Below are 9,890 nucleotides of genomic sequence, written 5' to 3'. Positions count from 1 at the left end.
GTGAAGACGACGGTGACCGGCGTCGAGATGTTCCGCAAGCTGCTGGACAGCGGCGAGGCGGGCGACAACATCGGCGCGCTGCTGCGCGGCACGAAGCGCGAGGACGTGGAGCGCGGGCAGGTGCTGGCGAAGCCCGGCTCGATCACGCCGCACACCAAGTTCAAGGCCGAGGCCTATGTGCTGACCAAGGAAGAGGGCGGCCGGCACACGCCGTTCTTCACCAACTACCGTCCGCAGTTCTACTTCCGCACGACCGACGTGACGGGCGTGGTGCAGCTGCCGGAAGGCGTTGAGATGGTGATGCCGGGCGACAACGTGACGATGGACGTCGAGCTGATCGCGCCGATCGCCATGGACCAGGGCCTGCGCTTCGCCATCCGCGAAGGCGGACGCACCGTCGGCGCCGGCGTCGTCGCGTCCATCAGCGCGTAAGCGAGCGGGAAGAGAGCAGGCGCCATCATGGATAGCCAGAACATCCGCATCCGCCTCAAGGCGTTCGATCACCGCGTGCTGGATGGCAGCACGCGGGAGATCGTGAACACCGCGAAGCGGACCGGTGCGCGCGTGCGGGGTCCGATCCCGCTGCCCACCGAGATCGAGCGTTTCACCGTGAACCGCTCGCCGCACGTCGACAAGAAGAGCCGTGAGCAGTTCGAGATCCGGACGCACCGGCGTTTGCTTGATATCGTCGATCCCACCCCGCAGACCGTGGACGCGCTGATGAAGCTCGACCTGGCGGCCGGTGTGGACGTCGAGATCAAGCTCTGAGGCCGGGGAGTAAATCACCATGGCCGCGAAGAATGGTCGCACCGGCCTGATCGCGAAGAAGCTGGGCATGACCCGGCTGTTCAACGACGACGGCTCGACCGTGCCCGTGACCGTGCTGCACCTGGACCAGGTGCGCGTGGTGGCGCAGCGCACGGATGAGAAGGACGGTTACAATGCGGTTCAGCTGGGCTTCGGCCTGGCCAAGCCGAAGAATGTCACGAAGCCCAACAAGGGTCACTTCGCCAAGGCTGGCGTCGAGGCGCCGAAGAAGGTTGTCGAGTTCCGCGTTGCGGCAGATGCCCTTCTGGAGCCCGGCGGAAAGCTCTCGGCGGATCACTTCGTGAAGGGTCAGATCGTCGACGTGACGGGCACCTCCAAGGGCAAGGGTTTCGCCGGCGCCATGAAGCGCTGGAACTTTGCCGGCCTTGAGGCGTCGCACGGCGTGTCGATCTCGCACCGCTCGCACGGCTCCACGGGTAACCGTCAGGATCCGGGCAAGACTTTCAAGAACAAGAAGATGGCTGGCCATCTGGGTGTTGAGCGCGTGACCACGCAGAACCTGGAGGTCGCTGGTTTCGACCTCGAGAAGGGTCTGCTGCTGGTCAAGGGCGCGGTGCCCGGGGCGAAGGGTGGCTACGTGCTGGTCCGTGACGCTGTGAAGCGCGCGCGCCACGCCGATGCCCCGTTCCCCGCGGCTGTGGCCTGAGGGTAAGGACATGCAGGTTCCTGTCATCACCCTGGATAACGGCCAGGCCGGCGAGATTGATCTCCCGGATACGCTGTTCGCCGCCGCACCGCGCGCCGACATCATGGCCCGCGTTGTTCACTGGCAGCTTGCCAAGCGCCGTGCCGGCACCCACAAGGTGAAGGGCATGGGCGAAGTTTCCGGCACGACCAAGAAGCCGTACCGGCAGAAGGGCACCGGCAACGCTCGCCAGGGCTCGTTGCGCGCTCCTCAGTTCCGCACCGGTGGCGTGGTACACGGCCCCGTCGTGCGCGACCACGGCTACTCGCTGAACAAGAAGGTCCGCCGCCTGGGCCTGATCAGCGCGCTGAGCCAGAAGGCCGCCGAGGGCAAGCTGATCGTGCTCGACACGGCTTCGCTGGGCGACGACGCGAAGACCTCCGCCATGGCCGCCAAGGTTAAGGCGCTGGGGTGGAAGAGCGCGCTGGTTGTCGATGCCGCGGTCGAGGATGGCTTCGGCCGCGCCGTGCGCAACCTGAAGAACGTGAACGTTCTGCCCACCCCGGGCGCGAACGTCTACGACATCCTGAACCATGATGTGCTGGCGGTGACCCGCCAGGCCATCGAGGCTCTGAAGGAGCGGCTGGCATGAGCGAGACCGCGACCAAGAAGCCCGTGATCTCGCGCGAGAAGATGTATCTTACCATCCTCGCGCCGGTGATCACCGAGAAGGCCACGATGCTGGCGGAGCAGAACCAGGTCACCTTCAAGGTGCCGCTGTCTGCGACGAAGCCGGAGATCAAGGCTTCGGTCGAGGGACTGTTCGGCGTGAAGGTTCTCGCCGTCAACACGATCCTGACCAAGGGCAAGACCAAGCGGGTGCGCGGCCGTGAGGGCCAGCGTTCCGACTGGAAAAAGGCGATCGTCCGCCTGGCCGAAGGCCAGAGCATCGATCTGACGACGGGGCTCGCTTAACGCCATGGCGCTGAAGCACTTTAACCCGGTCACCCCGAGCTCGCGCGGCACGATCCTCATCGATCGTTCCGAGCTGCACAAGGGCAAGCCGGTCAAGCAGCTGACGGAGGGCAAGAGCCACTCCGGCGGCCGCAACAATCATGGCCGCATCACTGTTCGGTTCCGTGGGGGTGGACACAAGCAGTCCTACCGTGTGATCGACTTCAAGCGGCGCAAGTTCGATGTGCCCGCGGCGGTGGAGCGTCTGGAATACGACCCGAATCGCACGGCATTCATCGCGCTGCTGAAGTATGAGGATGGTGAGCTCGCTTACATCCTCGCGCCGCAGCGCCTGAAGGTGGGCGACACGGTGGTGGCCGGTGAACGCGTGGACATCAAGCCGGGCAACGCGATGCCGCTTGGCTCGATCCCTGTGGGAACGATCATCCACAACATCGAGATGAAGCCGGGCGCCGGCGGCAAGATCGCCCGTTCGGCTGGCACCTTCTGCCAGCTGGTCGGTAAGGATGCCGGCTACGCTCAGGTCAAGCTGCAGTCGGGCGAGCTGCGCCTGGTGCGCGGCGAGTGCATGGCGACCATCGGTGCGGTGTCCAACCCGGACAACCAGAACCAGCACATCGGCAAGGCTGGCCGTTCGCGCTGGCTTGGCCGCAAGCCGCATCAGCGCGGCGTTGTCATGAACCCGGTCGACCACCCGCATGGCGGTGGTGAAGGCCGGACCTCTGGCGGCCGCCACCCGGTGACGCCGTGGGGCAAGCCGACCAAGGGCTACAAGACCCGCACCAACAAGCGCACGGACAAGCTGATCGTCCGTCGCCGCAACGTGACGAAGGGCTGACCGCGATGTCGCGCAGTGTCTGGAAGGGGCCGTTTGTTGACGGCTACCTGCTGAACAAAGCGGAAGCGGCGCGTAACTCCACGCGGAACGAGATCATCAAGATCTGGTCCCGCCGGAGCACGATCCTGCCGCAGTTCGTCGGGCTGACCTTCGGTGTCTACAACGGCAAGAAGTTCATCCCGGTTCAGGTTTCGGAGAACATGGTGGGGCACAAGTTCGGCGAGTTCTCGCCGACGCGTACCTTCACCGGCCATTCTTCGGACAAGAAGGCGAAGAGGGGCTAAGGCAAGATGAGCAAGCCGAAGCATCCCCGCGCCCTGGCCGAGACCGAGGCGAAGGCCGTGACCCGGAACATCCGGGTCTCGCCCTACAAGCTGAACCTTGCCGCCGGGCTGATCCGCGGAAAGAAGGCGCAGGACGCAGTTGCGATCCTGACCTTCTCCAAGCGCCGGATCGCCAAGACGGTGAAGGCTACGCTGGAAAGCGCCATCGCGAATGCGGAGAACAACCATCAGCTCGATGTCGACCAGCTGGTCGTGTCGAAGGTGGAAGTGGGCCGTGCCATCGTGATGAAGCGCTTCCATGCCCGTGGCCGCGGCAAGGCGTCGCGTGTGGAGAAGTGGTTCAGCCACCTGTCCATCGTCGTTGCCGAGACGCAGGCGGAAGCCGCGCCCGCAGAGCAGGAGGCCGCGTAACATGGGCCATAAAGTCAATCCGATCGGGCTGCGGCTCGGCATCAACCGGACCTGGGATTCCCGCTGGTTCGCCGATGCCGATTATTCGCGCCTGCTGCACGATGACCTGAAGCTGCGGAACACGCTGAAGTCGCGCCTGAAGGGCGCGGGCGTGTCCAAGGTGGTTATCGAGCGTCCGGCGAAGAAGCCCCGCGTGACGATCCACGCTGCCCGCCCGGGTGTCGTGATCGGCAAGAAGGGCGCCGACATCGAGGTTCTGCGCAAGGACCTGGCGAAGCTCGCCGGGGCTGAGGTTGCGCTGAACATCGTCGAGATCCGCAAGCCGGAGATCGAGGCGCAGTTGGTGGCCGAGAGCATCGCGCAGCAGCTGGAGCGCCGTGTGGCCTTCCGGCGCGCGATGAAGCGCGCCGTGCAGTCCGCGATGCGCCTCGGCGCCGGCGGCATCCGCATCAACTGCGGCGGCCGTCTGGGCGGCGCGGAGATCGCGCGTATGGAGTGGTATCGCGAGGGCCGTGTGCCCCTGCACACTTTGCGCGCGGACATCGACTATGGCACGGCGACCGCGAAGACGACCTATGGCACCTGCGGTGTGAAGGTCTGGATCTTCAAGGGCGAGATCATGGCGCATGACCCGTTGGCGCAGGACAAGCGCGCCGCGGAGCAGGCGCCGCAGCGCTGAGGATAAGAGACAATGCTTTCCCCGAAGCGCACGAAGTTCCGCAAGGCGCACAAGGGCCGGATCAAGGGCGTGGCGAAGGGCGGGTTCACCCTCTCCTTCGGCGGCTTCGGCCTGAAGGCGCTGGAGCCTGAGCGCGTCACCGCCCGCCAGATCGAGGCTGCGCGTCGCGCCATCACCCGCGCCATGAAGCGTCAGGGCCGGGTGTGGATCCGCATCTTCCCGGACGTTCCCGTGTCCACGAAGCCGGCGGAAGTCCGCATGGGTTCAGGCAAGGGCGCGCCGGAGTACTGGGCGGCCCGCGTCAAGCCTGGCCGCATCATGTTCGAAATCGACGGCGTCTCCGTGGAGACGGCGCGCGAGGCGCTGAGCCTCGGTGCGGCGAAGCTGCCGATCAAGACCAAGCTCGTGACCCGTCTGGGCGCGGCGGAGGCCTGAGGCGATGACGAAGATCGTGGATGTCCGGGCGAAGACCCCGGACGAGCTGAAAACGATGTTGCTGGATCTCCGCAAGGAGCAGTTCAACCTGCGCTTCCAGCGCGCGACAGGCCAGCTTGAGGCGGTTTCCCGCATCAAGGTGGTGCGTCGCGACATCGCCCGTGTTAAGACCGTCTTGGCCGAGCAGTCCCGCTCGGCCGCGAAAGCCTGACGAGGAGACCCCGGCAGATGCCGAAGCGCGTCCTCACCGGGCGGGTGGTTAGCGACAAGATGGACAAGACCGTGACGGTCTTGGTCGAACGTCGCGTGATGCATCCGCTCTATAAGAAGTTCATCCGGCGTTCCAAGAAGTATGCCGCGCATGACGATGCCAACCTGTGCAAGGAAGGCGACGTCGTGGCAATCGAGGAATGCCGTCCGATCAGCAAGCGCAAGACCTGGCTGGTGATCGAGCGCAATGGCGCCTCGGTCGAGACGGCCGGTTTCACCGCTGTGGCTGCTCCGGAAACGGCGCAGGCCTGAAGGTAGGGACAACCGATGATTATCGTTGAGTCCAACCTTGAGGTTGCGGACAATTCTGGCGCGCGTCGCGTGCAGTGCATCAAGGTGCTGGGCGGCTCCAAGCGTCGCACCGCCTCGGTGGGTGACGTGATCGTGGTGTCCGTGAAGGAAGCGATTCCCCGCGGCAAGGTGAAGAAGGGCGATGTGCAGCGCGCCGTGATCGTGCGCACTGCCTATTCCGTGCGTCGGCCCGATGGCACCGCCATCCGCTTCGACCGCAACGCCGCTGTTCTGATCAACAAGCAGAACGAGCCGATCGGCACCCGTATCTTTGGTCCGGTGGTCCGTGAGCTGCGCGCGCGCAAGTTCATGAAGATCATCTCGCTGGCGCCGGAGGTTCTGTAACCATGGCCGCGAAGATCAAGAAGGGCGATCGGGTCCAGGTTCTCACGGGCAAGGACCGCGGCAAGCGCGGCGAAGTTCTGCGCGTGTTGACCGCCGAGGGCCGTGCCGTCGTGCAGGGCCTGAATATTGTGAAGCGCCATACCAAGCCGAGCGGCATGGGGCAGCAGGGCGGCATCGTGGAGAAGGAGGCGTCCATCGACCTCTCCAACGTCGCGCTGATCGACCCGAAGTCCGACAAGCCGACCCGGGTGGGCTTCAAGGTGCTTGAGGATGGCAAGAAGGTCCGCGTGGCCAAGGCCTCCGGCGAGGTGATCGACGCATGAGCGACGCGAAGGAGCTCCCGCGCCTGCAGCAGCGCTACGCTGATGTTGTGCGCAAGCAGATGACTGAGGAATTCAGCTACACCAGCCCGATGCAGGTGCCCAAGCTGGAGAAGATCGTCATCAACATGGGCGTCGGTGAAGCCGCCGGCGACAGCAAGAAGCTCGATGCCGCTCTGGCCGAGCTGACGCTGATTGCCGGCCAGAAGCCGGTGAAGACGCTCGCGAAGAAGGCCATCGCTGGCTTCAAGATCCGCGAAGGTCAGGCGATTGGCTGCAAGGTGACGCTGCGCCGCGCACGTATGTTCGAGTTTCTCGATCGTCTTGTGACGATCGCGCTGCCGCGCATGCGTGACTTCCGTGGCCTGCCGGGCAATAAGGGCTTCGACGGCCGCGGGAACTTCTCGCTTGGCCTGAAGGAGCAGATCGTGTTCCCCGAAATCAGCTATGATAAGGTGGACGCGGTGCGCGGCATGGACATCGTGTTCGTCACCACGGCGAAGACGGACAAGGAAGCGAAGGCCCTGCTGAAGGGCTTCGAATTTCCTTTCCTCAACTGAGTTTGGAAAACCGCTCCGGCCACGTGCGGCGTGGATCGGGCAGGTTCCGGAGGATTTAGACCGCATGGCCAAGACCTCGGCTGTCGAGAAGAACAAGCGCCGCGAGCGCCTCTCGAAGCTGCACAACGCCAAGCGCGCCGCGCTGAAGGCCACGGTGATGAACCGTGAGCTTCCGGTGGAGGAGCGCTTCGAGGCGACGCTGAAGCTGGCAGAGATGCCGCGGAATGCGTCGCGCGTTCGCGTGCGCCTTCGCTGCGAGCTGACCGGCCGCCCGCGCGGCAACTACCGTAAGTTCAAGCTGAGCCGCACTGCGCTCCGTGACCTGGCCTCGAACGGCCAGATCCCGGGGCTCACCAAGGCCAGCTGGTAAGGGGGCCGCATGTCGCTGTCCGATCCGCTGGGCGATATGCTCACGCGCATTCGCAACGGGCACCGTGCCCGTAAGGCCCGCATCACATCGCCTGCCAGTCGGCTCCGCGCCGATGTGCTCGATGTGCTGAAGCGCGAGGGCTTTATCCGCGCCTGGCGCACCGAGCAGGTGCGTCCCGGTGTGGCGCTGCTCGACATCGAGCTGAAGTATTCCGAGGGTGAGCCGGCGATCAAGGAGATCACCCGCGTCTCCAAGCCGGGCCGTCGCGTCTACTCCAAGATCAAGGAACTGCCGAAGTTCTATAATGGCCTCGGCATTTCCATCCTCTCCACGCCGCGTGGCGTGATGAGCGACACTGAGGCCCGCGTCGCCAATGTTGGCGGCGAAGTCCTCTGCCGCGTGTTCTAAGGGAGGGATAGCTCATGTCGCGCGTCGGCAAATATCCCGTCACCGTTCCCGCTGGTGTCACGGTCGCGATGAAGGACGGCGTGGTTTCCGCCAAGGGCAAGCTCGGCGAGCTGTCCCTGCCGGTGGTGACCGAGGCCGTTTCGGTCGAGGTCGAGGGCAACCAGGTCATGGTGAAGCCGCTCGGCGAGGATCGCCGCAGCCGCACGCTGTGGGGGACCACCCGCAGCCTGATCAACGGCATGGTCACGGGCGTGTCCACTGGCTTTTCCAAGTCCATGGAGATCACCGGCACGGGTTACCGCGCCGCGGTCCAGGGCAAGGAACTGGTGCTGAACCTCGGCTACAGCCATGAGATCCGCTACGCGATGCCCGATGGCATCAAGATCTCCTGCGAGCGTCCCACGGCCATCAAGGTCGAGGGGATTGATAAGCAGAAGGTCGGGCAGGTGGCGGCCGAGATCCGCGGCTATCGTGGCCCCGAGCCCTACAAGGGCAAGGGCGTGCGGTACACGGACGAGGTGATCCTCCGGAAGGAGGGGAAGAAGAAGTAAGATGGCGAACAAGCTCATTCTGCAGGAGCGGCGTCGCAAGCGCCTGCGCTTCCAGCTGCGGCTCAAGAGCGGTGGTCGGCCTCGTCTTTCGGTCTTCCGCTCCGGCAAGCATATCTATGCCCAGATCATCGACGACAAGGCGGGGCGCACCCTTGCCGCGGCGTCCTCGCTGGAGAAGGCGCAGCGCGAGGGCCTGTCCACCGGCGCGGACAAGAGCGCTGCATCGGTCATCGGCAAGTTGCTGGCCGAGCGCGCCATCGCCGCCGGGGTGACCGAGGTCGTGTTCGATCGTGGGCCCTACCTGTATCACGGCCGGGTGAAAGCCCTGGCGGACGGCGCCCGCGAGGGCGGGCTGTCGTTCTAAGGAGCACAGAATATGGCACGTGAACCGAGGAGCGGCGGCGGTGGTGATCGCGACCGCGGCCGCGGCCGGGGTCCGGAGCGCAACAACGAGCGCGAGCCGGGCGACGAGCTGAAGGACAAGCTGGTCACGATCAACCGCGTGGCCAAGGTGGTGAAGGGTGGCCGTCGCTTCTCCTTCGCCGCCCTGGTGGTGGTTGGCGATGAGAAGGGTCGTGTGGGCTGGGGCGCCGGCAAGGCGCGCGAAGTTCCCGAGGCCATTCGCAAGGCGACCGAGCAGGCCAAGAAGACGATGATCCGCGTGCCGATGCGCGAGGGTCGGACGCTGCATCATGATGTGATCGGCGAGTTCGGTGCCGGCCGCGTCATCCTGCGGGCCGCCCCGGCCGGCACGGGCATCATCGCGGGCGGTCCGATGCGCGCGGTGTTCGAGTCGGTGGGCATGGGTGACGTGGTCGCCAAGTGCACCGGCACGACCAACCCGCACAACATGGTCAAGGCGACCTTCGCTGCGCTGACGCGCTGCACCAGCCCCCGGGCTGTGGCTGCCCGCCGCGGCAAGAAGGTTTCCGACCTGCTGGGCCCGCGCAAGGATGCGGAGCCTGCGGCGCAGGAGGCTGCTGGTGTCTGAGACCAAGAAGACCGTTCGGGTGACGCAGATCGCGTCGCCCATCGGCCGCAAGCCCGGCCAGCGCGAGACGCTGATCGGCCTCGGCCTCAACAAGATCCGCCGTTCCCGCGAGCTGGAGGATACTCCGGCCGTGCGCGGCATGATCCGCAAGGTCGCGCACCTGATCCAGGTGGGCGAGACCACGGAGAAGTAAGATGAAGCTCAACGAGCTGCGCGACAACGAGGGCGCCCGCCCGAAGTTCAAGCGCGTGGGCCGTGGCATCGGCTCTGGCAAAGGCAAGACCTCGGGCCGTGGCGTCAAGGGCCAGAAGGCGCGTACCGGCGTGTCGCTGAACGGGTTCGAGGGCGGTCAGCTCCCGATCTACCGGCGCATGCCGAAGCGCGGCTTCGTCAATCCGTTCCGCAAGGAATACGCGCCGATCAACATCGGTACGCTGGACGCCGCTATCGAGGCCGGCAAGCTGCCGGCCGATCAGGCGATCGACGAGGCGGCGTTGGAGGCTGCGGGCCTGGTCCGCACCGGTGCCAAGATCGCGGGCGTCCGCCTGCTGGCCCGTGGCGAGATCAAGCGCGCGGTCAAGATCACGGTGGCCGGCGCTTCCGCGGCGGCGATTTCCGCGGTCGAGGCAGCCGGTGGCAGCGTGACCGTGCTGGCTCCGGCCAAGGAAGAAAAGCCCGAAGCCTGAGAAAGGACTTCGCTCCTCGCGGG

At 65.5% G+C, this 9,890-nt stretch carries 22 protein-coding genes; all 22 read left to right on the top strand.

Annotation, left to right across the window (positions count from 1 at the left end; translation table 11 throughout):
- On the top strand, window positions 1-432 hold a 432-nt coding region (locus tag ACFOD4_RS18725; RefSeq protein WP_379597379.1), incomplete at its 5' end, for an EF-Tu C-terminal domain-related protein.
- Between the two features lie 27 nt (window positions 433-459).
- Complete coding sequence (gene rpsJ, locus ACFOD4_RS18720; protein ID WP_007004401.1) at window positions 460-768, top strand: 30S ribosomal protein S10; 309 nt, start codon at window positions 460-462, stop codon at window positions 766-768.
- 19 nt (window positions 769-787) lie between these two features.
- The gene (gene rplC / locus ACFOD4_RS18715) at window positions 788-1,474 is read left to right on the top strand and encodes a 50S ribosomal protein L3 (protein WP_379598856.1); all 687 of its coding nucleotides are present in this window, start codon (window positions 788-790) and stop codon (window positions 1,472-1,474) included.
- Between the two features lie 10 nt (window positions 1,475-1,484).
- Complete coding sequence (rplD, locus tag ACFOD4_RS18710) at window positions 1,485-2,105, top strand: 50S ribosomal protein L4 (protein ID WP_379598855.1); 621 nt, start codon at window positions 1,485-1,487, stop codon at window positions 2,103-2,105.
- 26 nt (window positions 2,106-2,131) lie between these two features.
- On the top strand, window positions 2,132-2,428 hold the full coding sequence (locus tag ACFOD4_RS18705) for a 50S ribosomal protein L23 (RefSeq protein WP_456316909.1): 297 nt from the start codon (window positions 2,132-2,134) through the stop codon (window positions 2,426-2,428).
- Between the two features lie 4 nt (window positions 2,429-2,432).
- On the top strand, window positions 2,433-3,266 hold the full coding sequence (gene rplB / locus ACFOD4_RS18700; protein WP_379598852.1) for a 50S ribosomal protein L2: 834 nt from the start codon (window positions 2,433-2,435) through the stop codon (window positions 3,264-3,266).
- Between the two features lie 5 nt (window positions 3,267-3,271).
- Window positions 3,272-3,550 (top strand): 30S ribosomal protein S19, encoded by a 279-nt coding sequence (gene rpsS / locus ACFOD4_RS18695; protein WP_149813752.1) that lies wholly within the window; start codon window positions 3,272-3,274, stop codon window positions 3,548-3,550.
- A gap of 6 nt (window positions 3,551-3,556) precedes the next feature.
- Complete coding sequence (gene rplV / locus ACFOD4_RS18690; RefSeq protein WP_379598850.1) at window positions 3,557-3,961, top strand: 50S ribosomal protein L22; 405 nt, start codon at window positions 3,557-3,559, stop codon at window positions 3,959-3,961.
- Between the two features lies 1 nt (window position 3,962).
- A complete protein-coding gene (gene rpsC / locus ACFOD4_RS18685; protein WP_379598849.1) occupies window positions 3,963-4,640 on the top strand; it encodes a 30S ribosomal protein S3 in 678 nt (225 codons plus the stop codon).
- A gap of 12 nt (window positions 4,641-4,652) precedes the next feature.
- Complete coding sequence (gene rplP / locus ACFOD4_RS18680; RefSeq protein ID WP_149813755.1) at window positions 4,653-5,075, top strand: 50S ribosomal protein L16; 423 nt, start codon at window positions 4,653-4,655, stop codon at window positions 5,073-5,075.
- 4 nt (window positions 5,076-5,079) lie between these two features.
- On the top strand, window positions 5,080-5,286 hold the full coding sequence (rpmC, locus tag ACFOD4_RS18675) for a 50S ribosomal protein L29 (RefSeq protein WP_379598848.1): 207 nt from the start codon (window positions 5,080-5,082) through the stop codon (window positions 5,284-5,286).
- A 17-nt stretch (window positions 5,287-5,303) separates the two neighbouring features.
- Window positions 5,304-5,597, top strand: a complete 294-nt coding sequence (rpsQ, locus tag ACFOD4_RS18670) for a 30S ribosomal protein S17 (RefSeq protein ID WP_379598846.1) — start codon at window positions 5,304-5,306, stop codon at window positions 5,595-5,597.
- A 15-nt stretch (window positions 5,598-5,612) separates the two neighbouring features.
- Entirely contained in the window at window positions 5,613-5,981 is a 369-nt protein-coding gene (gene rplN, locus ACFOD4_RS18665) for a 50S ribosomal protein L14 (RefSeq protein WP_379598844.1), read from the top strand.
- Window positions 5,982-5,983: 2 nt separating this feature from the next.
- Window positions 5,984-6,304, top strand: a complete 321-nt coding sequence (rplX, locus tag ACFOD4_RS18660) for a 50S ribosomal protein L24 (protein WP_379598843.1) — start codon at window positions 5,984-5,986, stop codon at window positions 6,302-6,304.
- Window positions 6,301-6,861, top strand: coding sequence for a 50S ribosomal protein L5 (rplE, locus tag ACFOD4_RS18655; protein WP_379598841.1), 561 nt, complete (start codon window positions 6,301-6,303; stop codon window positions 6,859-6,861). Before rplX ends, rplE begins: the two co-directional genes overlap by 4 nt.
- 64 nt (window positions 6,862-6,925) lie before the next feature.
- Window positions 6,926-7,231 carry a 30S ribosomal protein S14 gene (gene rpsN, locus ACFOD4_RS18650; RefSeq protein ID WP_379598839.1) on the top strand — a complete coding sequence of 102 codons (306 nt, stop codon included), beginning with the start codon at window positions 6,926-6,928 and terminating at the stop codon, window positions 7,229-7,231.
- Between the two features lie 9 nt (window positions 7,232-7,240).
- Window positions 7,241-7,639 (top strand): 30S ribosomal protein S8, encoded by a 399-nt coding sequence (rpsH, locus tag ACFOD4_RS18645; protein WP_379598838.1) that lies wholly within the window; start codon window positions 7,241-7,243, stop codon window positions 7,637-7,639.
- A 14-nt stretch (window positions 7,640-7,653) separates the two neighbouring features.
- Window positions 7,654-8,190: a 50S ribosomal protein L6 gene (gene rplF / locus ACFOD4_RS18640; RefSeq protein WP_379598835.1), complete on the top strand. Its 537-nt coding sequence runs from the start codon at window positions 7,654-7,656 to the stop codon at window positions 8,188-8,190.
- A 1-nt stretch (window position 8,191) separates the two neighbouring features.
- Window positions 8,192-8,554, top strand: a complete 363-nt coding sequence (gene rplR / locus ACFOD4_RS18635) for a 50S ribosomal protein L18 (protein WP_379598833.1) — start codon at window positions 8,192-8,194, stop codon at window positions 8,552-8,554.
- A 12-nt stretch (window positions 8,555-8,566) separates the two neighbouring features.
- On the top strand, window positions 8,567-9,181 hold the full coding sequence (gene rpsE / locus ACFOD4_RS18630) for a 30S ribosomal protein S5 (protein WP_379598831.1): 615 nt from the start codon (window positions 8,567-8,569) through the stop codon (window positions 9,179-9,181).
- Window positions 9,174-9,374 carry a 50S ribosomal protein L30 gene (gene rpmD / locus ACFOD4_RS18625; protein WP_379598829.1) on the top strand — a complete coding sequence of 67 codons (201 nt, stop codon included), beginning with the start codon at window positions 9,174-9,176 and terminating at the stop codon, window positions 9,372-9,374. Before rpsE ends, rpmD begins: the two co-directional genes overlap by 8 nt.
- A 1-nt stretch (window position 9,375) precedes the next feature.
- Window positions 9,376-9,867 (top strand): 50S ribosomal protein L15, encoded by a 492-nt coding sequence (gene rplO, locus ACFOD4_RS18620; protein ID WP_379598827.1) that lies wholly within the window; start codon window positions 9,376-9,378, stop codon window positions 9,865-9,867.
- Window positions 9,868-9,890: the final 23 nt, after the last annotated feature.

Source organism: Teichococcus globiformis (assembly GCF_042646265.1).
GTDB classification, from domain to species: domain Bacteria; phylum Pseudomonadota; class Alphaproteobacteria; order Acetobacterales; family Acetobacteraceae; genus Pseudoroseomonas; species Pseudoroseomonas globiformis.
This window is presented reverse-complemented; position numbering and strand designations above follow the sequence as displayed.

Bases quoted from the DNA above. Each gene is read 5' to 3' on its own strand.
- rpsJ (WP_007004401.1), top strand. From the start codon at position 460: ATGGATAGCCAGAACATCCGCATCCGCCTCAAGGCGTTCGATCACCGC.
- rplC (WP_379598856.1), top strand. From the start codon at position 788: ATGGCCGCGAAGAATGGTCGCACCGGCCTGATCGCGAAGAAGCTGGGC.
- rplD (WP_379598855.1), top strand. From the start codon at position 1,485: ATGCAGGTTCCTGTCATCACCCTGGATAACGGCCAGGCCGGCGAGATT.
- rplB (WP_379598852.1), top strand. From the start codon at position 2,433: ATGGCGCTGAAGCACTTTAACCCGGTCACCCCGAGCTCGCGCGGCACG.
- rpsS (WP_149813752.1), top strand. From the start codon at position 3,272: ATGTCGCGCAGTGTCTGGAAGGGGCCGTTTGTTGACGGCTACCTGCTG.
- rplV (WP_379598850.1), top strand. From the start codon at position 3,557: ATGAGCAAGCCGAAGCATCCCCGCGCCCTGGCCGAGACCGAGGCGAAG.
- rpsC (WP_379598849.1), top strand. From the start codon at position 3,963: ATGGGCCATAAAGTCAATCCGATCGGGCTGCGGCTCGGCATCAACCGG.
- rplP (WP_149813755.1), top strand. From the start codon at position 4,653: ATGCTTTCCCCGAAGCGCACGAAGTTCCGCAAGGCGCACAAGGGCCGG.
- rpmC (WP_379598848.1), top strand. From the start codon at position 5,080: ATGACGAAGATCGTGGATGTCCGGGCGAAGACCCCGGACGAGCTGAAA.
- rpsQ (WP_379598846.1), top strand. From the start codon at position 5,304: ATGCCGAAGCGCGTCCTCACCGGGCGGGTGGTTAGCGACAAGATGGAC.
- rplN (WP_379598844.1), top strand. From the start codon at position 5,613: ATGATTATCGTTGAGTCCAACCTTGAGGTTGCGGACAATTCTGGCGCG.
- rplX (WP_379598843.1), top strand. From the start codon at position 5,984: ATGGCCGCGAAGATCAAGAAGGGCGATCGGGTCCAGGTTCTCACGGGC.
- rplE (WP_379598841.1), top strand. From the start codon at position 6,301: ATGAGCGACGCGAAGGAGCTCCCGCGCCTGCAGCAGCGCTACGCTGAT.
- rpsN (WP_379598839.1), top strand. From the start codon at position 6,926: ATGGCCAAGACCTCGGCTGTCGAGAAGAACAAGCGCCGCGAGCGCCTC.
- rpsH (WP_379598838.1), top strand. From the start codon at position 7,241: ATGTCGCTGTCCGATCCGCTGGGCGATATGCTCACGCGCATTCGCAAC.
- rplF (WP_379598835.1), top strand. From the start codon at position 7,654: ATGTCGCGCGTCGGCAAATATCCCGTCACCGTTCCCGCTGGTGTCACG.
- rplR (WP_379598833.1), top strand. From the start codon at position 8,192: ATGGCGAACAAGCTCATTCTGCAGGAGCGGCGTCGCAAGCGCCTGCGC.
- rpsE (WP_379598831.1), top strand. From the start codon at position 8,567: ATGGCACGTGAACCGAGGAGCGGCGGCGGTGGTGATCGCGACCGCGGC.
- rplO (WP_379598827.1), top strand. From the start codon at position 9,376: ATGAAGCTCAACGAGCTGCGCGACAACGAGGGCGCCCGCCCGAAGTTC.